Origin of the sequence: Pseudomonas sp. C32 (assembly GCF_030417915.1) — a bacterium.
Lineage (GTDB): Bacteria > Pseudomonadota > Gammaproteobacteria > Pseudomonadales > Pseudomonadaceae > Aquipseudomonas.
The window spans coordinates 192,055-217,133 of record NZ_JAUHUK010000003.1 but is presented as its reverse complement, the minus strand read 5'-3'; the positions used below and the strand labels follow the sequence as shown (position 1 = coordinate 217,133).

22 protein-coding genes are annotated in these 25,079 nt (G+C 60.6%); 10 read left to right on the top strand and 12 right to left on the bottom strand.

Going from position 1 to position 25,079, the window contains the following annotated elements; translation table 11 throughout:
* Positions 1-67 precede the first annotated feature (67 nt).
* On the bottom strand, positions 68-2,668 hold the full coding sequence (gene acnB, locus QYH43_RS04825) for a bifunctional aconitate hydratase 2/2-methylisocitrate dehydratase (protein WP_095059925.1): 2,601 nt from the start codon (positions 2,666-2,668) through the stop codon (positions 68-70).
* Positions 2,669-3,126: 458 nt separating this feature from the next.
* Between acnB and QYH43_RS04820 the strand changes: the two genes are divergently transcribed.
* Positions 3,127-3,597 carry a DUF1289 domain-containing protein gene (locus tag QYH43_RS04820; RefSeq protein ID WP_095059924.1) on the top strand — a complete coding sequence of 157 codons (471 nt, stop codon included), beginning with the start codon at positions 3,127-3,129 and terminating at the stop codon, positions 3,595-3,597.
* A 103-nt stretch (positions 3,598-3,700) separates the two neighbouring features.
* Here the strand turns inward: QYH43_RS04820 and QYH43_RS04815 are convergent, their stop codons facing one another.
* Positions 3,701-4,564: a universal stress protein gene (locus tag QYH43_RS04815; protein ID WP_095059923.1), complete on the bottom strand. Its 864-nt coding sequence runs from the start codon at positions 4,562-4,564 to the stop codon at positions 3,701-3,703.
* A 161-nt stretch (positions 4,565-4,725) separates the two neighbouring features.
* Here QYH43_RS04815 and QYH43_RS04810 point away from each other — a divergent pair, with 161 nt between their 5' ends.
* The gene (locus QYH43_RS04810; protein WP_095059922.1) at positions 4,726-5,334 is read left to right on the top strand and encodes a tRNA isopentenyl-2-thiomethyl-A-37 hydroxylase MiaE; all 609 of its coding nucleotides are present in this window, start codon (positions 4,726-4,728) and stop codon (positions 5,332-5,334) included.
* Positions 5,335-5,461: 127 nt separating this feature from the next.
* On the opposite strand, the gene QYH43_RS04805 is transcribed toward QYH43_RS04810, so the two are convergent.
* From QYH43_RS04805 to QYH43_RS04785, 5 genes are all read right to left on the bottom strand, one after another.
* Positions 5,462-7,711 carry a TonB-dependent siderophore receptor gene (locus tag QYH43_RS04805; RefSeq protein ID WP_301156528.1) on the bottom strand — a complete coding sequence of 750 codons (2,250 nt, stop codon included), beginning with the start codon at positions 7,709-7,711 and terminating at the stop codon, positions 5,462-5,464.
* Between the two features lie 165 nt (positions 7,712-7,876).
* A complete protein-coding gene (locus QYH43_RS04800) occupies positions 7,877-8,275 on the bottom strand; it encodes a PaaI family thioesterase (RefSeq protein WP_095151234.1) in 399 nt (132 codons plus the stop codon).
* A gap of 382 nt (positions 8,276-8,657) precedes the next feature.
* A complete protein-coding gene (locus QYH43_RS04795) occupies positions 8,658-9,281 on the bottom strand; it encodes a DNA-3-methyladenine glycosylase (RefSeq protein ID WP_095059919.1) in 624 nt (207 codons plus the stop codon).
* A 22-nt stretch (positions 9,282-9,303) separates the two neighbouring features.
* Positions 9,304-10,386, bottom strand: a complete 1,083-nt coding sequence (locus QYH43_RS04790; RefSeq protein ID WP_095059938.1) for a bifunctional transcriptional activator/DNA repair enzyme AdaA — start codon at positions 10,384-10,386, stop codon at positions 9,304-9,306.
* Between the two features lie 208 nt (positions 10,387-10,594).
* Positions 10,595-11,491, bottom strand: a complete 897-nt coding sequence (locus QYH43_RS04785) for a DMT family transporter (protein ID WP_095059918.1) — start codon at positions 11,489-11,491, stop codon at positions 10,595-10,597.
* A gap of 90 nt (positions 11,492-11,581) precedes the next feature.
* Here QYH43_RS04785 and QYH43_RS04780 point away from each other — a divergent pair, with 90 nt between their 5' ends.
* Both QYH43_RS04780 and QYH43_RS04775 read left to right on the top strand, forming a co-directional pair.
* The gene (locus tag QYH43_RS04780) at positions 11,582-12,913 is read left to right on the top strand and encodes a PLP-dependent aminotransferase family protein (protein WP_301156527.1); all 1,332 of its coding nucleotides are present in this window, start codon (positions 11,582-11,584) and stop codon (positions 12,911-12,913) included.
* A 100-nt stretch (positions 12,914-13,013) separates the two neighbouring features.
* Positions 13,014-13,601, top strand: coding sequence for a LysE family translocator (locus QYH43_RS04775; RefSeq protein ID WP_095059916.1), 588 nt, complete (start codon positions 13,014-13,016; stop codon positions 13,599-13,601).
* Positions 13,602-13,741: 140 nt separating this feature from the next.
* Here the strand turns inward: QYH43_RS04775 and QYH43_RS04770 are convergent, their stop codons facing one another.
* From QYH43_RS04770 to QYH43_RS04750, 5 genes are all read right to left on the bottom strand, one after another.
* On the bottom strand, positions 13,742-14,575 hold the full coding sequence (locus QYH43_RS04770; RefSeq protein WP_301156526.1) for an AraC family transcriptional regulator: 834 nt from the start codon (positions 14,573-14,575) through the stop codon (positions 13,742-13,744).
* 33 nt (positions 14,576-14,608) lie between these two features.
* Entirely contained in the window at positions 14,609-15,112 is a 504-nt protein-coding gene (locus tag QYH43_RS04765) for a VOC family protein (protein ID WP_095059914.1), read from the bottom strand.
* An 88-nt stretch (positions 15,113-15,200) separates the two neighbouring features.
* Positions 15,201-17,690: a TonB-dependent receptor gene (locus QYH43_RS04760; RefSeq protein ID WP_301156525.1), complete on the bottom strand. Its 2,490-nt coding sequence runs from the start codon at positions 17,688-17,690 to the stop codon at positions 15,201-15,203.
* 83 nt (positions 17,691-17,773) lie between these two features.
* A complete protein-coding gene (locus QYH43_RS04755; RefSeq protein WP_301156524.1) occupies positions 17,774-18,757 on the bottom strand; it encodes a FecR domain-containing protein in 984 nt (327 codons plus the stop codon).
* Positions 18,754-19,278, bottom strand: a complete 525-nt coding sequence (locus QYH43_RS04750; protein WP_301156523.1) for a sigma-70 family RNA polymerase sigma factor — start codon at positions 19,276-19,278, stop codon at positions 18,754-18,756. Before QYH43_RS04750 ends, QYH43_RS04755 begins: the two co-directional genes overlap by 4 nt.
* Before the next feature lie 281 nt (positions 19,279-19,559).
* Between QYH43_RS04750 and QYH43_RS04745 the strand changes: the two genes are divergently transcribed.
* The 6 genes from QYH43_RS04745 (at position 19,560) to QYH43_RS04720 (ending at position 25,005) form a co-directional block, all read left to right on the top strand.
* Entirely contained in the window at positions 19,560-19,808 is a 249-nt protein-coding gene (locus QYH43_RS04745; protein ID WP_301156522.1) for a transmembrane sensor/regulator PpyR, read from the top strand.
* On the top strand, positions 19,808-20,962 hold the full coding sequence (locus QYH43_RS04740) for an NnrS family protein (RefSeq protein WP_301156521.1): 1,155 nt from the start codon (positions 19,808-19,810) through the stop codon (positions 20,960-20,962). Before QYH43_RS04745 ends, QYH43_RS04740 begins: the two co-directional genes overlap by 1 nt.
* A 171-nt stretch (positions 20,963-21,133) precedes the next feature.
* On the top strand, positions 21,134-21,589 hold the full coding sequence (locus QYH43_RS04735; RefSeq protein ID WP_095059908.1) for a (2Fe-2S)-binding protein: 456 nt from the start codon (positions 21,134-21,136) through the stop codon (positions 21,587-21,589).
* A gap of 11 nt (positions 21,590-21,600) precedes the next feature.
* On the top strand, positions 21,601-23,769 hold the full coding sequence (locus QYH43_RS04730; protein WP_095151227.1) for a xanthine dehydrogenase family protein molybdopterin-binding subunit: 2,169 nt from the start codon (positions 21,601-21,603) through the stop codon (positions 23,767-23,769).
* A gap of 1 nt (position 23,770) precedes the next feature.
* A complete protein-coding gene (locus QYH43_RS04725) occupies positions 23,771-24,349 on the top strand; it encodes a hypothetical protein (protein WP_095151226.1) in 579 nt (192 codons plus the stop codon).
* A gap of 74 nt (positions 24,350-24,423) precedes the next feature.
* Positions 24,424-25,005 carry a GGDEF domain-containing protein gene (locus tag QYH43_RS04720; protein ID WP_301156520.1) on the top strand — a complete coding sequence of 194 codons (582 nt, stop codon included), beginning with the start codon at positions 24,424-24,426 and terminating at the stop codon, positions 25,003-25,005.
* Positions 25,006-25,079 lie beyond the last annotated feature (74 nt).

The window sequence follows — 25,079 nt, the reverse complement described above, 5'->3', positions numbered from 1 at the left end:
GAATTTTCAGGCATAAAAAAACGCCGCTCATCTCACGATGGGCGGCGTTTTTCATTGCGTTGCTACGTTAGGCTTGAACGACCGGGATCTTGGCGTTCGCAGCAGCTTCACGGAACTCGGCGATCTGGTCGAAGGACAGGTAGCGGTAGACATCGGCCGCCATGCTGTCGATCTTGCCAGCGTATTCCATGTACTCCTCGACGGTCGGCAGGCGACCCAGGATGGAAGCCACGGACGCCAGCTCAGCCGAAGCCAGGTAGACGTTAGCGCCGTCACCCAGACGGTTCGGGAAGTTACGGGTCGAAGTCGACACAACAGTCGAGTTCGGCTCTACACGTGCCTGGTTACCCATGCACAGCGAGCAACCCGGCATTTCCATGCGAGCGCCGGCCTTGCCGTAGATGCCGTAGTAGCCTTCTTCGGTCAGTTGGTGAGCGTCCATCTTGGTCGGCGGCGACAGCCACAGACGAGTTGGCAGCTGACCCTTGACCTGTTCCAGCAGTTTACCGGCAGCGCGGAAGTGACCGATGTTGGTCATGCACGAACCGATGAACACTTCGTCGATCTTCTCGCCAGCAACGCTGGAGAGCAGGCGGGCGTCGTCCGGGTCGTTCGGCGCGCAGAGCACAGGCTCTTTGATGTCGGCCAGGTCGATCTCGATGATTTCAGCGTATTCGGCGTCTTTGTCCGCTTGCATCAGCTCAGGGTTGGCCAGCCAGGCTTCCATTGCTTGAGCGCGACGTTCCAGAGTACGTGCATCGCCGTAGCCTTCGCCGATCATCCAGCGCAGCAGGGTGATGTTGGACTGCAGGTATTCGGCAATCGACTCTTTGGACAGCTGGATGGTGCAACCGGCAGCCGAACGTTCAGCCGAGGCGTCAGACAGTTCGAACGCTTGCTCTACGGTCAGCTTAGGCAGACCTTCGATCTCCAGGATGCGACCGGAGAAGGCGTTCTTCTTGCCTTTCTTCTCTACGGTCAGCAGGCCAGCCTGGATCGCGTAGTAAGGAATGGCGTGAACCAGGTCACGCAGGGTGACGCCTGGCTGCAGCTCGCCTTTGAAGCGAACCAGAACCGACTCAGGCATGTCCAGCGGCATGACGCCAGTAGCTGCGGCGAACGCAACCAGACCGGAACCGGCCGGGAACGAGATGCCGATCGGGAAACGGGTGTGGGAGTCACCACCGGTACCGACGGTGTCTGGCAGCAGCATGCGGTTCAGCCACGAGTGGATGATGCCGTCGCCCGGACGCAGGGAAACGCCGCCGCGGGTCATGATGAAGTCAGGCAGGGTGTGGTGGGTGTTCACGTCGATCGGCTTAGGGTAAGCCGCGGTGTGGCAGAAGGACTGCATCACCAGATCGGTCGAGAAGCCCAGGCACGCCAGGTCTTTCAGTTCGTCACGGGTCATAGGACCGGTGGTGTCCTGGGAACCCACGGTGGTCATCTTCGGTTCGCAGTAGGTGCCCGGACGAACGCCGGTCACGCCGCAAGCCTTGCCGACCATTTTCTGCGCCAGGGTGAAACCCTTGGTGCTTTCAACGGGCGCTTCTGGCTTCTTGAACAGAGTCGAAGGTGGCAGACCCAGCTCGGCACGCGCCTTCTCGGTCAGGCCACGGCCGATGATCAGCGGAATACGGCCGCCAGCACGTACTTCGTCCAACAGGACCGGGGTCTTCATTTCGAAGGTGGTCAGGACTTCGTCGGTGCCGTGCTTGCAGACTTTGCCGGCATGCGGGTACAGGTCGATCACGTCGCCCATGTTCATGCTGGACACATCGAATTCGATCGGCAGTGCGCCGGCGTCTTCCATGGTGTTGTAGAAAATCGGTGCGATCTTGTTGCCGAAGCAGAAACCGCCGGCACGCTTGTTCGGTACGTAAGGAACGTCGTCGCCGAAGAACCACAGTACGGAGTTGGTGGCCGATTTACGCGAAGAACCGGTACCGACCACGTCACCGACGTAGGCGATAGGGAAGCCTTGACCGCGCATTTCTTCGATCTGCTTCATCGGACCGGTGACGCCTTGCTCGTCCGGCACGATGCCGTCGCGAGCCATTTTCAGCATGGCCAGGGCGTGCAGCGGGATGTCTGGACGGGACCAGGCATCAGGAGCAGGGGACAGGTCGTCGGTGTTGGTTTCGCCGGTGACCTTGAACACGCGCAGGCTGATCTTGTCGGCCAGGGTCGGGCGCTTCACGAACCACTCGGCATCAGCCCAGGATTGCAGTACGCCTTTGGCGTGAACGTTGCCGTTCTTGGCTTTTTCAGCGACGTCGTGGAAAGCATCGAACATCAGCAGGGTGTGCTTGAGTTCTTTGGCAGCTACTGGTGCCAGTTCGGCGTCGTCCAGCAGGTTTACCAGAGTCACGATGTTGTAGCCGCCCTGCATGGTGCCGAGCAGTTCAACAGCGCGCTTCTTGTCGATCAGGGGGGAGTTGGCTTCGCCTTTGGCGATGGCAGACAGGAAGCCGGCCTTTACATAGGCTGCTTCGTCCACGCCTGGCGGAACGCGATTGGTGATCAGGTCAACGAGGAATGCTTCTTCGCCAGCCGGGGGATTTTTCAGCAGCTCGACCAGGCCTGCAGTTTGTTCGGCGTTTAGCGGCTGGGGAACGATACCCAGTGCTGCGCGCTCTTCGATATGTTTGCGGTAGGCTTCAAGCACAGTTATTACCCTCATCAGTGGTCCCAAATGGGTGTCCGGGACGCTCATCCCGAAATTGCCGTACTCATGCGCTGCATGGCGTTGTGAGCCACTTAGCCAGAATTACCGACAATTCCTTACAGAAGCTGCTTTCAAAGTTTTACGCCTGCAGAACGGGAGCTGATGAGGGTTGGCGTTGGGCTTTTCCCCGCTGGAAAAACCCCTCGCCAACACCGCTCTGAAGGAACGACTGTGCTCGTGACGCTTTGAAAACAGCTTCTAACGGACATTGGCGCCTAAAAAGGCAGGCTGATTCTACGGCAAAAAAAAATTAAAGGTAAGTCAGTGTTTATTGGACTTTGGTGGTGGCCGTCGGCAAAGAGCCACCGAGCGCTTTGGCCCCGAACTTTGAGGGGTGATGAATATTCGACAAAGGGCTACCATGCCGGCCTGTTTTGCTTTTTCGCGTTTTGCCTATTATGCCCAATCAGACCATCAAGACGCCCTGCGTCGGCCTTTGCTCCACTGTCTACGGTGACCTGGTGTGCCGTGGCTGCAAGCGGTTCCATCACGAAGTGATTCACTGGAACGGCTACAACGAGGAAGAAAAGCGCGCGGTGTGGCTGCGTCTGGAGCAGTTGCTGTCCCAGGTAATGGCCGCCAAAGTGGAAGTTTTCGACCCGGTGCTGCTCAGAATGCAGCTGGAACAACGCAAGATTCGCTTCGTGCCCCATCAGTCGGAATATTGCTGGGCTTATCAATTGATCGCCCGGGGCGCGCGGGTCATCAACAATCTGGAAGCCTACGGCATGGTGTTGTTGCCGGAATTCCGCGACTGGAACCTGCCGGAACTGCGCGATGCCATTGATCGGGAATTTTTCCTGCTGTCCGAGGCGCATTACCAGCGCTACATCGCGCCGGGGTTTCTGAAAGACGCCTTTGGCGGCTAAGAGCATCGCGAGCAGGCTCGCTCCCACAGGGGATTTGTAGCGACACAGATCCAATGTGGGAGCGAGCCTGCTCGCGATGACGTCCGAATCGACACCAAAGAACTCAACGCCTGTCGATCAACTCATCAATATGATCCGCCACTTCCGCCGGCTTAAGCACCAACACATCGCTTTCCACCTTATCCAGCACCACTTCCGCCGTATTGCCAATCAATGCCCCTGACAGCCCGGACCGCGCCACGGTGCCGATCACGGTCACGGCCGCCTGCAGCTTGTGCACCAGGAACGGAATCAGCACATCCGCCGGTCCTTCCTCGATATGCAGGTGTTGATCGTCGATATCGAACTCTGCCTGGAATGCCCTGCACTGATCGCGATAACGCTCAGCGATGGTTTCGCTCAGTTGAAGCGTCGGGTCGGCGGCCGACAGCATCGGCGACGGATGGGCGCTGATGACGTGCAAATGAGCCTTGGCGAGGCTGGCGATGTCGTAGCCATGGTCGATGATGGTGTTGTGCAGGTGACGGTGTTCAAGGTCGGTGTTGCCGACATCGACGGCTGCCAGAATCACCTTGTCTTTCCACGAGCCTGCCGTTTTGACCAACAGTACCGGGGTTGGACAGGCCCGCAGCAGTTTCCAGTCTTCCGGAGTGAGCAGGGCTTTTTTCAAGGGGTTATCGGGGAAGTGCTGCTTGACCACCAGCCCGCAGCCTTCAGCCTGCTGCACATCGACGATGGTTTTATGCTGGCTGTCATTCCAGGCCTGCTCGGTGGTGACGCTGTAACCATCTTCAAGCAAGGCGGACTTGAGCACGCTCAGCATGCCGCTGTGATCATGCTTGGGGTCGCAGACCAGCAGGTGCAAATGCGCCTGGGTCACGCCGGCAATCAACTTGGCCCGTTTGAGCGCCAGGCTTTCCGAGTGCTGGGGTTCGATGACCACCAGGATGCTGCGAATGGCTTGCATGATCGGGATCTCCTGAAATTAAAAATGCACGGCGTTGCACAACTATAGTTGCTGCCCGGCATTCGGGGACTTGATGCATATCAACGGTTGGCGTCTGGTGGTCTGCGGGCAGGCCGGTATAATCGGCGCCCTTCGTTTTGAACCTTTTATCCGTGAGCCCCATGATCCTTCCCGAAATTCACGAGTTCCTTGGCTGCCGCACCCCCGACGGCTGGGTCCAAGCCGCGCTGGCCGATCAGGAAACCCTGCTGATCGACCACAAGAACTGCGAATTCAAAGCCGCCAGCACGGCATTGAGCCTGATCGCCAAGTACCATTCCCACGTTGACCTGATCAATTTGATGTCGCGCCTGGCCCGGGAAGAGCTGGTGCACCACGAACAGGTCATGCGTTTGATGAAGCGGCGCAAGATCGAACTGCGCCAGCTGTCCGCCGGGCGCTACGCCTCGGGGTTGCGCAAGGTTGTGCGCAGCCATGAGCCGGTGAAGCTGGTGGACACGCTGGTGGTGGGCGCTTTCATCGAGGCCCGCAGTTGCGAGCGTTTCGAGGCGCTGGTGCCGCATCTGGATGAAGAGTTGGGCAAGTTCTATTTCGGTCTGCTCAAGAGCGAGGCCAGGCATTTCCAGGGTTACTTGAAGCTGGCCTATCAGTACGGGGACGCGAAGGACATCGCCCAGGTGATCGACAAGGTTCGCGCCGCCGAGCAGGAACTGATCGAATCACCGGATGTGGAATTCCGCTTCCACAGCGGCATACCCGCCGCCGCATAACCCCTGTAGGAGCGAGCCTGCTCGCGAAGAACTCAAGCGCGACGCGTGCATTCAGACAGCGCGTTATCGTTGACGTCCATCGCGAGCAGGCTCGCTCCTACAGGGTTTTTTGGTTCAGGCGTTCAGCTTAGAAATCCCACTTGGTGGTGAGCATCACGTTGCGCGGTTCGCCGTAATACGTGGTGTCGAAGTTGCCCAGGCCCGTCAGGTAGCGTTTGTCGAAGACGTTGTTGGCGTTGACGGTGAAGCTCAGGTGCTCGTTGTACTCGTAGCGGCTCATCAGGTCGACGAGGGTGTAGCCACCTTGTTTGATGCTCGTGTAGTCGCCCACGGTCGGGCTGTAGATCTTGCCGTAGAACGCGCTCTGCCAGCTGATGCCGCCACCGACGGTCACTTGATCCAGTGCGCCCGGCAAGCGGTAGGTGGTGAAGGTGCGAACGACGTGTTCCGGTTTGGTGGTCGACAATGGGTAACCGTAGATCCGCTGTTCGTCGGCGTCCCGGGTGCGGGCGTAGGTGTAGCCGGCCGACACGTTCCAGCCATCGGCCACTTCCCCGGCCAGTTCCAGTTCCACACCTTTGGTGGTTGCACCGTCGACGGCTTTGTAGATGCCTTCGTTGGTGACCGGGTTGGTGCCAATCGACTCGGCGACGTTGTCTTGCTCGATGCGGAAGAAGGCCAGGCTGGCGTTCAGGCGACCGTCGAAGTAAGCGCCTTTCAGGCCGGCCTCGTAGCTGTCGCCTTCGACCGGTGCCAGGGTTGAGCCCGCCGCATCCTTGTAGGTTTGCGGCTGGTAGATGCTGGTGTAGCTGGCGTACACCGAATTGGTGTCGTCCAGGTCATAGACCACACCGGCGTAAGGCGTGACCACGCCATGTTCCTTGTAACTGGCGTGAGTGTCATCGAGTCCCGCACCCGGATAATACGAATAGTCTTCGTTGTACTTGAACGTGCTCAGACGGCTGCCGAGGATGATCGACAGGTCGTCGGTCGCGTGCAGGCGCGTGGCCAGGTACAGGCCGTTCTGGCTTTGGGTGCGCTCGTACTTGCCATTTTTCGGGAAGTCCTGCTCCGGCAAGTCGCCGTTCCAGTCGTAGATGCTGCCCGGGACCATTTCGAAAGCGCTGGTGTCGTAGGTCGAGCCGGTCTGGCGTGAATGGGACGCCATGAAACCGGCTACCAACTCATGTTCACGGCCACCGAGGCTGAATGGACCGGTGACGTTCACATCCGCAGTGTTCTGCACGCGATGACCTTCCCAGCGACCCCAGTAGAGGAACATGCCTTCGCCGGTGGCGCGGTCCGGGTTGCCGCCGCTGGCCGAGGCCAGGCGCGTGTCGTGATCGGTGGTTTTCTGATCGAGGCTGGCCTTGAACTTCCAGTCGTTGGCGAGGGCCTGTTCGAGGGACGCGAAGTAAGTGATGTCGTCGAAATCGCGACGGCTCCAGTCGGCACCTGGGTTGAAGTGACGCGAGAAATCGGTACGGCCGCCGTCCGAGAAATACACCGGGTTGCCGGTCCAGGACGAACCTCGCGGCGTGGCGCTCGATTTGTCGATGCCGAACGTCAGCAGGGTGTCGGGCGTCAGGTCGGCTTCGAGGACACCATAGAACAGGTCTTTTTTCTGGCTGTAATGATCCTGGTAGGAATTCTTGTCGGAGTAAGCGCCGACGAAGCGCCCACGCACGCTGCCGGTATCGTTCAGCGAACCGGAAATATCGCCGACGCCGCGATAGGCGTCCCACGAACCGACGGTGCCGCTGATCGACGCCTTGAATTCCTTGGTCGGCTTCTTGCGGATCAGGTTGACGGTCGCGGACGGATCGCCCGAGCCGGTCATCAGGCCGGTAGCACCCTTGACGATTTCGATGCGGTCCAGGCTGGACGCGTCGTCGCCGTTGTTGGGGTTTTCACCGTACACGCCGTCATAAGGAATGTTGACGCCGTCGTACTGGAAATTGGTGATGGCAAACCCACGGGCGGAAAACTCGGTGCGGTCACTGTCGTACTTCTGCGTCGAAATGCCGGGGGTGTTGCGCAGTGCATCGCCGATGCTCTGCACGCCGCGATCGTCCATCTGCTGTCGGGTAATGACCGTCACCGATTGTGGCGTTTCGCGGATCGACAGCGGCAGACCGGTGGCCGAAGACGTCGAGCCGGTGGTGTAGGAGCGGGTGCCTTCGGTGGTGGCGCCCAGTGCCTGGCCGGAAATGGTCGTCGCGCCCAGTTGCAGGACGCCGTCGTCCTTGGCCGGTTTTTTCTCGGCATTGGTTTCGGCGGCGTGGGCAGCGGGGGCAAGGCTCAGCAGGGCGGCGGGCAGGGTCAGCGCCAGAGGGCACAAGGCAAAACGAAAACGGGCGGCAAGCTGGTGCGACATGGGGATCCCTTTGCGTCGAATCGGTCGGTAGTTGAAGTGCTTCTGAGGGGTTAACCGAACCAAAAACGCAAAGGGGAACTGCCGCGTGAAAAAAGTTGATAATTATTCTCAGAAAATCAGGCCGAGGCGCTCATGCCACACCTCGCCCAGCACAGACCGTCAGGGCTATTCGACGGGCACCAGAATCGCGTCGCCCGTCGCCACCAGTTTCAACTGATCACCGGTTTGCGCGAACAACTCGGCGTGGGCGAATACCTGCTTCTTGCCGGCCTTCACCACGCGACCCCGGGCGATGAAGACTTCACCGACGGCGGGCGAAAGGCAATTGACCGAAAAATGCGACGCCAGCACGTTGCCGGCGACCGTTCCGGCGGCAAAACCGCAGGCGGTATCGAGCATCGCGCCAATCAGGCCGGCATGCAGGAACCCGGCGTATTGCGCCATGTCGGCTTCGCGAAACGCCAGGGTGAGCTCGGCTTCGCCACTTTCGGCGCGGGTGACTTCAAATCCGGCCCAGCGGTTGAAGGCTGAGGTCGAGTTGATCTGTTTGAGTGTGTTGAGCATGACGAATCCCTCCGATTGAGGCATCAACATGCGCCGGGAGGTGGTGGGTGTCATCGACCATGAGAGCGGGTGATAGGCAGGCGGATTTGTGGTGAATGGGCTGGTCCCTTCGCTGGCAAGCCAGCTCCCACAGGTTTTTGGGGCTCCACAGAGGTCTTGTTCCGCACCGGTCATTGTAGGAGCTGGCGTTCAACCGGGCGTTGGTCAGGGCGTTCAGTCGGTTGAACTCTGGATTGTGATCGACCGTGGATGATGTGTTGAATGTGCCGACGTCATCGCTAGCAGGCTAGCTCCCACATTTGAAATGCAATCCCCTGTGGGAGCTAGCCTGCTAGCGATGAGCTGTAGGAGCAAGTTTGCTTGCGATGAACGATAACGCGGTCTACCGACCAGGCACGCGCCACAAATACCATGCTGCCACCGTCCGATATGGACTCCACGCCAGGCCTATCTCCATCATCTGCTTGCGGGTCGGTTGCACCTCCAGCCCTTTGAGCCGCCGATAACCTTCGCGTACGCCGAAGTCATCGGCGGGCAGGATATCCGGTCGTTCCAGGCTGTAGATCAACAGCATTTCCACGGTCCAGCGACCCACGCCGCGCAAGGTGATCAGGCGTTCGATCAAGGCTTCATCGTCCATCGCCAGCGCCGTGGCGTAATCGGGAACGATGCCGTCCAGCGCGGCCTGAGCAATGCCCTGAATGGTCGCTATCTTGCTGGCGGAAAAGCCACAGCTGCGCAATTGATCGAAATCCGTGGCGACCAGTTGTTCCGGTCGTGGAAAACCCCCAGTACCCAACAAACCCACCAGCCGCCCGACAATCGCGTCGCCGGCCTTGGCGTGCAATTGTTGATAGGCAATCGCGCGCACCAGCGATTCATAAGGATCACGCGCCGGATGCGGTTGATGCAGGCACGGGCCGATAGCGTCGATGTGACGGCGCCAGTCGTCATCAAGGGAGGCCAGGAATTCACTGGCGGGCAAATAGGGGTCGAGGTTACCCATCAAGTCCTTCTTGATCGAATTTTCAGAACGCCAACTGACGTGTCATCTGTGTTTTCGCATGCTCAAGCCTGAGCAGGAACGCCTTGCGCGGTTGTCCGCCGCCATAACCGGTCAACGAACCGTCGGCGCCGATCACCCGATGGCAGGGCACCACAATCGACAGGCGATTATGTCCGTTGGCCAGGCCCACCGCGCGACTGGCGCCGGGTTTGCCGAGGAGCGCCGCGATGGCGCCGTAGGTGGTGGTCTGGCCGTAAGGGATTTTCGCCAGTTCGGCCCAGACCTGCCGGGAAAACTCGGAGCCGGGCATGTGCAAGGGCACACTGAACTCCATGAGATTGCCGGCGAAGTACGCCGCCAGTTGAACCTCGATCTTTTGCAAATGTGCGTTGTGCCCGGGGGCTACAGCGTAGCCATGGCGGTGCTGCAACGCTTCGATTTCACGGGTGAGGGCGGGCCGATCGAGAAACTCCAGCAACACCAGCCCACGGCGTTCGGCCATGGCGATCATCGGCCCCAGCGGCGTGGTCAGGCGCGTAAACAGCAGGGGCTCACTGTGGGCAGCACGCCCCGGCGTGGTGTGAAAGGATTTCTGGAACGCATCGCGAAAACCACTCAGGGATTCGTAGCCTGAGTCGAACGCGGCGCTGTCGATGGAATCGCCCTGTTTGATCCCGCCCAATGCCATGCCCAGGCGCCGGGTACGCAGCCAGGCGTGAAAGGTCATGCCGAAATGTTGCTTGAACCAGCGGCGCAGTTTCAGCGGTTCGATGCCTTGTGCCTGCAACTGGGCATCGGTCCAGCGCAGCTCGGGATCGGCGTCCACCGATGTGAGCAACGTTTGCACCCAGTCTGGTGCAATAGCGGCAGCATCCAGCGGCTTGCACCGCAGGCACGCGCGGTAGCCGGCCGACAGGCACTCGTCGGCATTGGCAAAAAATTCGACATTCTCCGGTTTCGGCTTGCGCGCCGTGCAACTGGGGCGACAGAAAATGCCGGTGGTCCTGACCGCCGTAAAGAACACCCCCTCGTAGGCGGTGTCTCGTTCGAGCATGGCGCGGACCATCTCGGCGTGGGGTGGAAGCAGCGTGTGTTGTAGGTTCATGGACGCAGCATAGAACGCGTCACGGTCGGCCTCCACCGGAAAATCGACAGAGAATTTCTTCTTTCAACTCAACTCCCCCTGTAGGAGCGAGCCTGCTCGCGATAGCGTCAAATCATTCGCTATTGAAGCGACTGACACGACGCGAAAATCAGGATCGCCTTGGTGGTTTGACCGAAACAGTCCTGGGCGCAAACCACCGTACAACCGGCTACTTGGCGAACTTCTTCGCCCCGGCGACACACAGGATCACCGCCACAGTAACGCCCAGCATGCCGAGGCTGACTTGTTCGTGCAGCAGGGTGGCGGCCAGTGTCAGGCCAAAGAACGGTTGCAACAGTTGCAGTTGCCCGACAGCCGCGATTCCGCCTTGTGCGAGCCCGCGATACCAGAATACAAACCCGATCAACATGCTGAACAGCGACACGTAACCCAGGCTGAACCACGCCGGCATACTGATACCGCTGAAGGACGCGGGCATGCGCATCCAGGTCAGCACCGCGACCAACGGCAACGACAACACCAGCGCCCAGCAAATCACCTGCCAGCCACCGAGGGTGCGGGACAGTTTTGCGCCTTCGGCATAGCCGAGCCCACAGGCCAGGATCGCCAACAACATCAAGAGGTCGCCCTCGGGTGAGGCGGTCAACCCTTGGGACAGGGCGTAACCCACCACCAGCAGACTGCCCAGCACCGAGAAAATCCAGAACGCCGGCCGTGGTCGCTCGCCACCGCGCAACACACCGAACACTGCTGTCGCCAACGGCAACAGACCGACGAAGACGATGGAATGCGCGGACGTCACGTATTGCAGTGCCAGCGCAGTCAGCAGGGGAAAACCGATCACCACGCCCAGGGCAACGATGGTCAGGGGCATGAGCTGATGGCGTGCGGGACGCTTCTCCTTGAACAACCACAGCAGACACAACGCCAGCATCGCGGCGATGGTGGCGCGGGCGACCGTCAGGAAAACCGGATCGAATTCCAGCACCGCCACCCGCGTCGCCGGCAGTGAACCGCTGAAGATCACCACACCGATCAGGCCATTGATCCAGCCGCGGGTGGCGTTGTCCGACGTGTGTTTTGGCAATTCCGAAGTCCGTTCCATTTCGCGCTCGCTCAGTGTTTTGATTGCATGAAATCCATCGTATGATCGGCTATCGATACAATCAAAAAATTGTCATGGATACATCTCGACATGCCGCGATCACGCTATAAAACCCTGGTGGACGCCTTTGCCGCCGACATCCGGTCGGGGCTTTTGCCGCCCGGTACACGGTTGCCAACGCATCGGCAATTGGCCACCGAACACGGGCTGGCGCTGGTGACCGCCAGCCGGGTGTATGCAGAGCTTGAGGGCATGGGGTTGGTCAGCGGTGAAACCGGGCGTGGGACTTTCGTGCGGGAGACGTCACTACCGCCCGGCCAGGGTATTTCGCAGTCCGTGGTGGCGGCGGGGATGATTGACCTCAACTTCAACTACCCGTCATTGCCGGGCCAGGCGGACCTGTTGCGCAATGCCTTGCGCCAGTTGGCGTTGTCCGGTGATCTGGAATCCCTGCTGCGCTATCAGCCCCATGCGGGCCGCTTGCACGAGCGGGCCTCGGTGGCGCGGCATCTGCTGGAGCGTGGGTTGAACGTACCGGCCGAGCAGGTGCTGATCGTCAGCGGCGCCCAGCATGGCCTGGCGGTGACGATGATGGCGTTGCTCAAACCCGGCGATGTGATAGCGGCCGATGCGTTGACCTATCCCGGCTTCAAGACGCTGGCCGAAACCCTGCACCTTGAAGTCTTGCCCATTCCAGTCACCGACAATGGGCCCGATTTGCCGGCGCTGGCAAAGCTCTGCCAGAGCCGATCGGTTCGGGCGGTCTACTCGATGCCGACCCTGCACAACCCGTTAGGCTGGGTGATGGACGTTGATCAGCGCAAACATTTGGTGGCGATTGCACGCCAGCATGACTTGATGATTATCGAGGATGCGGCCTACGCGTTTCTCGCCGAAGACGTGCCGCCACCCTTGGCCGAGATGGCGCCCGAAAGGACGGTGTACGTTTCAGGCCTATCCAAGAATGTCGCCACGGGACTGCGCGTCGGATTTGTGGCCGCGCCCGTCCAATGGATGGCGGCGTTCGAGCGCACGATCATGGCGACCACCTGGAACACCCCCGGCGTGATGACTGCGATTGTCACTGCCTGGCTCGACGACGGCACCGTCAGCCAGTTGGAGATGCAAAAGCGCGCCGATGCACAGGTTCGGCAAACCCTGGCCCGCGAGGTGCTGCAAGGACTCAAATACATCAGCCATCCTTCTTCGTACTTCATCTGGTTGCCGTTGGCCGAAGATGCGCGCGCCGATCAGGTCGCCATGGCACTGATGCGCGAGCAGGTGTCGGTGTCGCCGGCAGAACCCTTTGCGATCACGGCTCATGTGCCCCACGCGATACGCCTCGCGCTGGGGTCGGTGGACATGGATTCACTGCGCCAGGCGCTGGTGAAAGTGAAGAGAATCGTCAGTCTGTACACCTGATCTTCGCTGGTTAATCGGGGCAGGGCATTTTTCTTCAATACGGGGTTGCGGTGGGTCTTTACCTTCAGGCCTGGTTCAACTCAATGGAAGAAGGTGTGTGATGAGTTTGATGATATCGATGGCGGCGTTTGCGTTGGTCGCTTCAATCACGCCGGGGCCGGTGAACATTGTGGCGTTGAGCTCCGGGGCGCGGTTCGGCTTCAGGGCCAGCCAGCGTCATGTGGCCGGGGCGACGCTGGGGTTTGTCTTGCTGCTGGTGTTGATGGGGTTGGGGCTGCATGAGCTGTTGCAGTTGTGGCCGGCGCTGACGCAAGTGGTGCAATGGGCGGGCGTGGCGTTTCTGTTGTACATGGCCTACAAGCTGGCTGCCGACAATGGGCAGGTGGAGGCCAAGGATTCGGCGCGAGCCCCGTCGATGTTGTACGGCGCGGTCATGCAATGGCTCAACCCGAAAGCCTGGCTGGCTTGCGTGGCCGGTATGGGCGCGTTTGTTGCCGATGGCGAAGCGCGGCTGGTGTGGCAGTTCGCGGCGGTGTATCTGGTGATTTGTTATGCGTCGGTCGGTTGCTGGGCCTATGCCGGCACGTTCCTGCGCGGCTACTTGAACAATCCCGCGGGCATGCGCTTGTTCAACCGGGCGATGGCGTTGTTGTTGGTGGTGAGTGCGGTGTATTTGCTGTTGCCATAGGCGCGGCTTTTTGTGGCGAGGGAGCTTGCTCCCGCTGGGCTGCGAAGCGGCCCTCGCTTTTCTTCAATCCCATTGTGCAGGCAGGTTCAGCATTAGCCACAGGTTCGGTGTCAGGCACAGGTTCAGCATCAGCCACGGATTCAGCCGCGATACTGTCCCGGTGTCGCCGCCAGATGCTGTTTGAACGCCCGTTGAAAATGCGCCTGATCGGCAAACCCCGCTTCCAGCGCCACGTCGGCGATCAGTTTGCCGCTGCGCAATTGGTCTTGAGCGAACTGGATGCGGCGGTTGACCAGGAAGGCGTGGGGCGTCATGCCGAAATGCTGTTTGAACGCCCGGATCAGGTAAGACGGTGACAGCTGAGCAGCCGCGCAAATGTCTTCCAGCTTGAGCATGCGCGTGCAGTTGTCACGAATGTACTCGGCAGCGCGTTCCAGTTTGAAGTTGGGTTCGCGCAGCGGTTGCGCTACCGGGTTGAGCTGCAATTGCACTTCGCCGAAGAACTCCACCGCCAGGCTCTGTTTGCGCAAGACATCCTGTTGCGGATCGACCAGCACCTCATACAAGTCGTTGAGGCCTGCAAACAGACTGGCATCTCGCGTGTGGGTGACCGAAAACCGGCGAAACGCCAAGTCGTCACTGAACCCGAGCTGATGCTGCAGATCGGTCAGCCACGGCGTATCGACGTACAGCATTACGTAGGACCACGGCTGATCATCGATGGGATTACAGGCGTGGACGTCTCCCGGGTTCATCAACACGACGGTGCCGACGTCGACCGCAAACTCGGACTGCTCATGGATATAGGTGCTGCTGCCTGCGGTGATCGCACCGATGGAAAAGTGCTCGTGAGAATGCCGGGTGTAGCAGACCTCACGACCGTCGGCGATCGAGCGGACTTCGATAAAGGGCAGGGCGTCATCGCGCCAGAAGCGTGGGGCCTTGTCGGCGTCTTTGGCGGCGGAATGCTTCATGCTCGGTCCTCGGCAGGTCAGCGCCTGAGTGTATTAGCTCTCGCCGTCAAAGGCTCGCTGCAACGCCGCGATATCGAGTTTTTTCATCTGCATCATCGCGGCCATGGCACGTTGGGATTTCTTCGTGTCGGGGTCTTTCATCATGTCCATCATGGCGACGGGCACGATCTGCCACGACAGCCCGAACTTGTCCTTGAGCCAGCCGCATTGCTGCGCTTCAGGCACGCCACCGGCCGACAGGTTGCCCCAGTAGTGGTCGACTTCATCCTGGGTCTGGCAATTGACCTGGAACGAAATCGCTTCGCTGAACTTGAACAGCGGCCCTCCGTTGAGTCCGGTGAAGCTCTGCCCGTCGAGTTCGAAGCTGACGGTCATGACCGAGCCTTCAGGGCGGCCGTGGAATTCAAACCCGGCTTTGCCATAGTGGGTCATGCCAGTGATTTTCGAATGATCGAAGATCGAGCAGTAGAACTTCGCGGCATCTTCGGCTTGATCGTCAAACCACAGGCAGGGCGTGAGTTTTTGAACGCGTTGCATGGCGGGCACTCCTAGGCAGGTTATGCAGGCTGGATTTAAAGCGTAGCCAGCCTGAGCCCGTTCGGCAGTACCGTAGATCGACCCGGGTTCAGAATTGCCAGCGGGTGGTCAGTTGCAGGGCGCGCGGTTCGCCGTAGAAACCGGTGCCAAAGTTGCCCAGCCCGGTGTAGTAGGTTTTGTCGAACAGGTTCTTCACGTTCAACGTGGTGCTCAGGTGTTCGTTGAAACGGTAGCGCGCCATCACGTCCACCAGCGCGTAACTGCGCTGGGTGATGGTCGAGTCCTGGCCGAAGTTGACGCTGTCGGCGGGGTTGGGCTGGAACACGTTGCCGAAGAACTCGCTTTGCCAGTTCACGCCGCCGCCGAGCGTGAGCGAGCTCCATCGCCCCGGCAGGCGATAGGTGCTGAACACCCGCACCAGTTGTTCCGGCGCTGTGGTTTGCAGGACCGAACCGTAGACGTAATCGCCGTGGGTATCGCGGGTATGGTTGTAGGTGTAGCCGGCCGAAATATTCCAGCCTTCGCTCAGCTCTCCCGCGAGTTCGACTTCGAAGCCCTTGGTGGTCGCACCCTGCACCGCACGGTACACCGACTCGGCGTCGACCCCGCTGACGTACTCGGCGATGTTGTCCTGCTCGACGCGATAGACCGCGAACCTGGCATTCAGGCGACCGCCGAAATAATCGGCCTTGATCCCCGCTTCGTAGCTGTTGCCTTGCACCGGATCGAGCAATTGCCGGTTGGCATCCTTGCTCATTTGCGGCTGATAGATGCTGGTGTAGCTGGAGTACAGCGAGTAGGTATCGTCGAGGTCGTAGACCAGCCCGGCGTAGGGCGTGACCACACCGCTCTGGCGATAGCTGTCGCGGATGTCGGCGGTGTCCGTGTCGCGGTAATCCAGATCATCGTGACCTTTGAAATCGCTGACCCGGGTGCCGAGGATCAGCGCCAGCTCGTCGCTGGGTTTGAGTCGGGTGGCCACGTAGAGGCCGGTCTGGCGCTGCTCAATGTCGTTGTCGCCCACCCGTGGAATGTCCGGTTTTGCAAACTCGCCGTGCCAGTCGTAAATGCTGCTATTCAAGGGCGGATAAACCGAGCCGTAGACCGGGATGTCCTGGCGGGTGTTCATCGACATGAAGCCTGCGATCAGTTCATGTTCGCGACCGAGCAAAGTGAAAGGGCCGGTCAGGTTGATGTCGATATTGTCCTGAACCTGATCGCCTTCGAATTTGCCCATGTACATGAACATGCCGTCCCCGGTCACCGGGTCCGGATTACCGCCGCTGGCGGAGGCGAGGAAGGTGTCGTGCTGGCGGTGCTTGCGGTCGTAACTGACCTTGAGTGCCCAGTCGTGGGCCAGCTGCTGATCCACCGAGGCGAAGAATGTCTGGTTGTTGAAGTCGCGACGGCTCCAGTCCGTGGCCGGGTTGAACGAGCGGGAGAAATCGGTGCGCGAACCGTCGCTGTTGTACATCGGAAACCCCGTCCAGCTGGCACCGCGAGAGCGGGTGTTCTGTTGGTCGATGCCGAAAGTCAGCAACGTATCCGGCGTCAGGTCGGCTTCGAGAATGCCGTAGGCGATGTCTTTGGTGTTCTGGTAGTGGTCGGCGTAAGCGCTGCGGTCCTGATACACCCCGACAAAGCGTCCACGCAGATGACCGCTTTCGATCAGCGGACCCGCGATATCCGCTTCGCTGCGGTAGCTGTCCCAAGAGCCGACGGCAGCGCTGACCGAAGCCTGGAATGCCTGGGTCGGGCGCTTCCTGATCAGGTTGACCGTCGCCGACGGATCCCCCGAACCGGTCATCAGGCCGGTTGCACCTTTGATGATTTCGACGCGGTCGAAGATCGCCATGTCAGTGCTGGTGGTGCCGTAGTCGTAGACACCGTCGTAGTCGGTGTTGACGCCGTCGTACTGAAAGTTGGTGACCGGCAGGCCACGGCTGGAGAACTCCCAGCGTTCGCTGTCGTAGTTTTGCACGCTGATGCCCGGTACGCGGCGCAGGGCGTCGGCAATGCTGGTGGAGCCCTGGTCGTCCAGGAGTTGACGGGTGATGACCGTGACCGATTGCGGTGTCTCGCGCAGGGACAGGGGCAGACCCGTGGCCGAAGCGCTAGAGCCGACGGTGTAGGCATGTGAATCTTCGCTGATCGACCCCTGCGTTTGTCCGGAAATGCTCGTGGCGCCCAGTTCCAGCGGGCCTGTTGCAGCGGGCGCGGCGCGCAGCACGTAGCCGCCGTCTCCTTGGGCTTGCGCCTGAAGGCCGGTGCCTTGCAGCAGTTGATGCAAGGCTTGCTGCTCGCTGTAGTCACCCTTCAGGCCGGGGCTGCGCTTGCCGGCAGCCAGGTCGTTGTGTCCCGCGAGAAACACTCCCGCCTGCTCGGCAAAGCGGTTGAGGGCGCTGACCAGGGAACCGGCAGGGATCGCGTAATGGCGTTGTTGCGCGCTGGATCGTTCATTGCTCGACTGGGTGTCGGCCTGGACGGTTGGCGCCGCAAAACCCGCCACGCCGAACGCCAGGGCCAGCACCGACAGGTGCAAAGCGCAGGGGCGGCGAGTAGGGGGGAAGCGCGACATGAAGTTCCCGACAATCTAACGGCTTTAAGGGTAAACCGAGCGAAAACCCGAAAAGGGCACCGGCACGACGAAAAAAACCAGCCTCACGCTTTCGCGGCCACGTTGACCCACCAGTCCAACGGCTTTTCCACCCGGATCGGCAACGCCGCTTCCAGCAGACGCAAGGCCTGGTCGGTGTCTTTGAGCGGGAACGAACCCATGACCGGCAATTCGGCAACGGCCGGGTCGCAGCCCAGATGTCCGGGGCGGTAACGGCTTAACTCTTCGAGCAACTGGCCCAGCGGCAGGTTATCTGCCAGCAATATTCCACGGCGCCAGGCTTCACGGCCTGGCGTGGCAGCAATCGGGGCAGGGAGGTGGTCTTCGCTGAATGACAGTTGTCCTCCGGCCTCGACCACCTGCATCAACCCGTGGGCGGTGCGGACTTCGACGGCGCCTTCGTAGACATTCAGCAGGGTTTTTCCGTCGTCCTGACGTACGCTGAAACGCGTACCCAGTGCGCGCATCCGGCCCTCGGTGGTTTGCACCAGCAACGGACGAACGTGGTCCTTGGCGGTGTCGATCAACACTTCCCCAGCCTGTAACAGCAGCAAGCGTTGTGTGGCGTCGAAACGCACATTCAGTGCGCTCAAGGCGTTGAGCCAGATCTGGCTGCCGTCACTGAGTCGAGTTTCGCGGGTTTCACCGGTGCCAGTGGAGAGGTCGGCGGTCCAGCGCGCCAGGGTGAGCGGCAGGGCGGTTTCCCGCCAGGCACTCCATCCCAACACGCCGCCCGAGGCCAGGATCAGCAGGCTCTTCACGGTCTGGCGGCGACTGATTGGCAGGCGCCCGGCGTTGCGCAACACCTGGCCGGCCGCGTGCTGATGATCGTCCTGCAACGCGGCAAAACGTTGGCCGACCCGCTCGACATACTGCCAGGCCGCCTGATGCTCGCCGCTTTGCGCCAGCCAGGCTTGCCAGCGCTGGCGGTCCTGCTCGCCGACTTGTTCATCGTTGAGTTGCACATACCACTGCGCCGCTTGCTCAAGGCTTCCATGGCTGATGGCGTTGGTGGCGATCCGGTTCATTGAATCAGCAGGCCGTCGAGTTCGGCCTCAAGGATCGCGCAATGCATCAAGGCCTGGGCCAGGTACTTTTTCACCATGCGCTCGCACACGCCGATTTCCTCGGCAATGACGCGGTATGCCAGGCCGTGCAGTTGCGCCAGAATGAACGCTTCGCGCACGCGTTGGGGCAAACGTTGCAGCATGGCGTCCACTTCATACAGCGTTTCGACGATGATCGCGCGCTGCTCGGGCGAGGGCTGAACCGCCTGGGGTTGCGCGGCCAACGTGTCGAGCCACGCCTGTTCGAGCTGCCGGCGCCGCCAGTGATCGATGCACAAGCCCCGGGCGATGGTCGCCAGATAAGAGCGTTCGTGGGTTTCGCCGTCGAATACCGGTGGGCGCTTGAGCACGCGGATGAAGGTGTCGTGGGCCAGGTCGGCGGCATCGAACGCATTGCTCAGGCGTCGACGCAGCAGCTCGTGCAACCAGCGGTGATGGCTGATGTAGAGGTTCTGGACGCAGGAGGTATCGGCAACCGTCATCGTGAGTGCATGTCCATGGGCGATCCTCGCCCTTGTGCAAATAAGAATGGATCGCGATTAAAGCAAAAGGCCATGAGCAGTGCAAATGATATTGGTTTGCTTTTAGTCAGTACCAACATGAGCGTAGTCAAAATGACGTTGTGTTGAGTCATTATGACTATTTTTGCTGTTGGTCATATTGACTGCTGATGCCTGAAAGGCTCGATCTGCAAGGGCTGCCGAAATGGCACGGATCGTGAAACAACAAACGTACAACTGAACGACTTCAGGAGTACCAGAACATGTCCCAACTGTTCAGCAACCCTCAGAACGTATTGCAGCTGTCGAGTCGAGTGCTCGGGGTGGGCGTGGCCATGCTGCTCGCCGGCATCTACGGCGCTTATCTGTACGCCGGCACGCTTTCGATCCCGGCGTTGGTGTCGATGCATGCAATGACCATTCTCGGTCCGACCTTGCTGAAAATCGGTTACGTGATGCGACTGCTGTCCCAGTATCGCCTCGACGCACCGGCAGGCGGAGCGATCGCTTGATGCGCAAGTTGGCTGCAGCTCCCGTTTTCAGTCTGGGCTTTCGCCCGTTCTTTCTCGCCGGTGCGGGGTTCGCGGCGATCGCCGTGGCCCTGTGGGGTGCCTGGCTGTACGGCCATTTACCCGGTACGCAACCGGTGGGTGGCATGCTCGCCTGGCATCGGCATGAAATGCCTTTCGGTTTTGCCGGTGCAATCGTTGCCGGGTTCCTGTTGACTGCGGTGCCGAACTGGACCGGTCGGCCGGGGCTCAATGGCTGGCCACTGATCGGGCTGGTGCTGGTATGGCTGCTGGCGCGTCTGGCGTGGTTCCTGCCGATTCCTTCGGCGCTTTTGTTCGTGATGGAAATTCCATTCCTGCCGCTGCTCGCCTGGGTGCTGGGGCGAGATCTGGTGGCTGCCCGCAAGCGCGAAAATTATCCGATCCTGCTGATGATCACGTTGCTGGCTGGCTGTCAGGCATTGACGCTGACGGGGGTCACCCTGGAGGACGCCAATCTGCAACGGCACGGTGTGTTGGCGGCATTGTGGTTGATCGGCGCGCTGATGAGTGTGATTGGTGGTCGTGTGATTCCGTTCTTCATCCAGCGAGGGTTGAATCGTCCTGCCGCGCCTGCGGTGAATCCGTTACCCGGCAAAATGCTCATGGTCAGCGCCATGCTCGCGGCGGTTTCGTTTGCCGGTGGTTTGAATGATGTCCCCCGGCTTTGGTTGGCCGGTTTGTTTGGATTGATGAGCGTGCTGCATGTGATGCGCCTGTGGCGCTGGCATGATCGGGGATTGTGGCGGGTGCCGTTGTTGTGGTCGTTGTATCTGACCTATGCATGGATTGTGGTCGCAACGCTGGCCATGACGCTGTGGCATGCCGGTGTACTTGATCAGCAAACCCTGGCCACTCATGCGCTGGCGGTGGGCGGTATTGGCGGGCTGATCCTGGCGATGATTGCGCGGGTCAGTCTCGGTCATACCGGGCGAGAGTTGAAACCGTCCAAAATGATCGTGGCGGGTTTTGTCCTCTTGCTGGCGGCCGGGGTGTGCCGGGTTGTGCTGGTGGCATTCTCCAGCGATGGACTGGCACTGTCGGCACTGCTCTGGTGTACGGCGTTTGGCCTGTTCGTGTGGCGTTACGCCGGAATCCTGTGGCGCCCGAGGCTCTAAATCAGGCGTCCATAGCCGCCCATTGAGGCGGCTTTCTTGTGACCGGTGGTCGATGCATCAGGTCCCCGGGGAAAATTGCGCTTAGCTAAAGGGATAACCCGAGGCGCGCGTAGGTGCTCCAGAACCACAGCGACGCCCCTTCAGATCACCGTGCGTCTGAGGAATTGCGCCATGCTGACCTTGAACATCAATGGCAAGGATCAGGAGCTGGATGTCCCCGCCGACATGCCGCTGCTTTGGGTCCTTCGCGACTTCGCTCATCTCACCGGTACCAAATTCGGTTGTGGCATGGCCCAATGCGGCGCCTGCACCGTGCATGTCGATGGTGCGCCACTGCGTGCCTGTATCACGCCGGCCACGGCGGTGGCCCATGGCCAGAAAATCCTCACCATTGAAGGGCTCTCTGCTGATGGCTCGCACCCGGTGCAGCAAGCCTGGGCTGAACTGGACGTGGTTCAGTGTGGCTACTGCCAGTCCGGGCAGATCATGTCGGCAGCCGCCTTGCTGGCGAAAATTCCGAAACCGACCGACAGCGATATCGATCAGGCGCTCTCCGGCAACATCTGCCGTTGTGGCACGTATCCAAGGATTCGTGCGGCAGTCAAGCGCGCGTCCGAGCTGGGTTGAGGGATCGAATCATGAACGACATCAACGCTGTCTCGCGCCGTGGTTTCCTCAAGGGCGGTGCCGTGCTCTGCGGGGGACTGGTGGTGGCCTTTGTCATTCCCGGCGGCCACCGTTTTGCCCTCGGTGCCGAGAATCAGGGCAATGTGTTCGCGCCGAATGCCTTCCTGCGCATCGGCAATGACAACAGCGTCACCGTGTTGCTCGGGCATTCCGAAATGGGCCAGGGCATCTGGACCGGCCTGACCATGCTGATCGCCGAGGAACTGGACGCCGACTGGTCGAAAATCCGTGTGGTGCATTCACCAGCATCGGCGGCCGATTACGGCATGGCCGGGTTTGGCGGGATGCAAATCACCGGCGGCTCGACCTCGATCTGGATGGAGTTCGATCGCTACCGCCAGGCCGGTGCGGCGGCACGCCTGATGTTGATCGACGCGGCGGCCAAGCGCTTCAACGTTGCACCCTCCGAAATCCACACCGAGCCGGGCGTGGTCATCGCCGGTGAACACCGCGCCACGTATGGCGAATTGGCCGATGACGCGGGCAAGCTTGCGGTCCCGGCTCCGGCGTCGATCAAACTCAAGGAGCCGAAGGACTGGCGACTCATCGGCAAACCCACCCCGCGCCTGGACACGCCGGAAAAAATCACCGGCCGGGCGAAATTCGGCATGGACGTGCAATTCGATGGGCTGATGACTGCCATGGTTGCCCGTTCGCCGGTATTCGGCGGCACCGTCAAATCCTTTGAAGGCGCCGAGGCGCTGGCGATTCCCGGGGTGCACAAAGTGGTGCAGGTGCCGACCGGTGTGGCAGTGATTGCCGATCACTATTGGGCGGCGAAACTGGGGCGCGATGCGCTGAAAGTCGATTGGGAACCGGGGCCGAACGCTGGACTCGACAGCGAGACATTGTTGGAAACCTTTCGCAAACTCGCCACGACGCCCGGTTTGAATGCCGGGCAGGCGGGGGATACCAAGGCTGCACTGGCGAAAGCGACGAAGACGATCGACGCCGAATACAGCGTGCCGTACCTGGCACACGCGCCAATGGAACCGCTCAATTGCACGGTGCGCATCACCCAGGACAAATGTGAAATCTGGACCGGTACGCAGTTCCAGACGCTGGACCAGATGATCGCGGGGAAAATCACCGGGCTCAAACCCGAGCAGGTCGAGATCCACACCGAGTTCCTCGGTGGCGGTTTCGGGCGGCGGGCCAATCCGACCTCGGACTTCGTCAGCGAAGCGGTGTACGTCGCCAAGGCAGCGGGCGGGCCGGTGAAAACCGTGTGGGCGCGGGAGGACGATATCCGTGGCGGTTATTACCGCTCGGCATTTTTGCACCATGCACGCATCGGTTTGGGCGCCGACGGGCTGCCGTTGGCCTGGAAACATGTGATGGTCGGGCAATCGATCATGGCCGGGACTTCCCTCGAAGCGACCATGGTCAAGGACGGCATCGACAAAACCTCCGTCGAAGGCGTGGCCGACAGCCCTTATATCGTGGGGTTGGCTAACCATCAGGTCGAATTGCACTCGCCAACCACCGGGATCAGCGTGCTGTGGTTGCGCTCGGTGGGGCACACGCACACCGCGTTTGTCATGGAATCGTTGATCGATGAGCTCGCCACGGCGGCGGGCAAAGACCCGGTCGAGTATCGACGAACGTTGCTCAAGGACCATCCACGCCATCTCGGCGTGCTGAACCTGGCCGTGGAAAAAGCCAACTGGAAAGCACCGCTGCCGGACGGCCACGCATTGGGCGTGGCGGTGCATGAGTCCTTCGGCAGCTACGTGGCGCAGGTGGCCGAAGTGTCCCAGGACAACCTGCACATCCGCGTGCACCGCGTGGTGTGCGCGGTGGACTGCGGCATTGCGGTCAACCCGCAAAGCATTGCCGCGCAAATGGAGTCGGGCATCACCTTTGGCCTCAGCTTCACCTTGCACAGCAAGCTGACCCTCAAGAACGGGCAGGTGGAGCAGTCCAACTATCACGATTACCAAGTGCTGCGACTGAACGAAATGCCGGTGGTCGAAGTGCATATCGTGCCCAGCAGTGACAAACCCGGCGGCGTCGGCGAGGTCGGCGTGCCACCCACGGCGCCAGCGGTGGCCAACGCGGTGTTTGCCCTGACCGGGCAGCGCTTGCGGGAGCTGCCGCTGCAACTGTCGGGGGTGTGAGATGAAACGACATCTGGTTCTCGCTGCCGTGGTGTTGATCGGCCTGGCCGGCTATGCCTCGGACCTGTTTGCGGATGACCGGGAAGCCTTGAAGGCATTCGATACCGTGCAGAAAGTCTTCCAGAGCCCGCGTTGCCAGAACTGCCACATTCCAGGGGATTCGCCGCTGCAATTCGATGCCGGCGTGCCCCATGCCATGAACGTCGTGCGCGGCCTCGACGGTAAGGGCTCGGCGGGATTGCCCTGCGCGACGTGCCATGCCCAAAGCAATCCACCGGCCAGTTACGGCCCTAACGCGCCACCCGGCGCCCCGCACTGGAGCCTGCCACCGGCCGCCCATCGCATGGCCTGGATAGGCCTGCCGCCAGATCGCTTGTGCGCGATGATCAAGGATCGCTCCAGCAATGGCGATCGGGATTTTGCCGCCCTGATCAAGCACGTCAGCGACGACAAACTGGTGTTGTGGGGCTGGAACCCGGGCGGTCATCGCGCACCGGTGCCGGTGCCCCACGACATTTTCGTCACACAGTTCAAACAATGGGCAGACGCGGGAGGACCGTGCCCGGTGGCGGGAAGCTGACCAACGGCGCGTGAACAGGGAGTCAATACGGTTATGGGCGACTCTAAAGTGCATAACCGCCAAGGGAGTCAACGATGTTAATTCCAGGCAAACCGGGCAAACCCGGTCGATATGCGACGCTGTTGCTCACGCCGCAGCAGGCGCGTGAACGACTGCGTGATCTGGCGCGTCAGGCCGAGCAGGAATTGATGGGCGTGCAGATGGCGAGCATGGACGAGCTGACGCTGCTGTCCAATCGCCACGGCTTCATCGCACTGGCCCAGCTGGGGCTCGACGCGTGTGAGCAGCTGGAAATTCCGGCAACGCTGCTGTACTTCACCCTTGATGAGTTCAAACACATCAACTACCTCTATGGGCGGGTCGAAGGCGATGACGTGCTCAAGACCTTCGCCGATGTGCTGCGCATCGGGTTCCGCGAAAACGACGTTGTCGGACGCCTCGGGGGCGACCGGTTTGTTGTGTTGTTGACCGGTTCCAGCACCGTGGAGATCGAATCGATAAAGACGCGACTCAAGGAAATTCTCGACGAACGCAACGCCACGGCTAGCCGCAGTTATGACATTCGGTTCAGTGTGGAGCAGGTTGAGTACGATTCGGCGCTTCAGGGTTCGGTGGAGCAATTGTTGGCCGAGACGGAGCGGGTGATGGGCCTGTAGTGCGATGCTGTCTGGGCGGGCCTCTTCGCCGGCAAGCCGGCTCCTACAGGGGTACGCATTTCAAATGTGGGAGA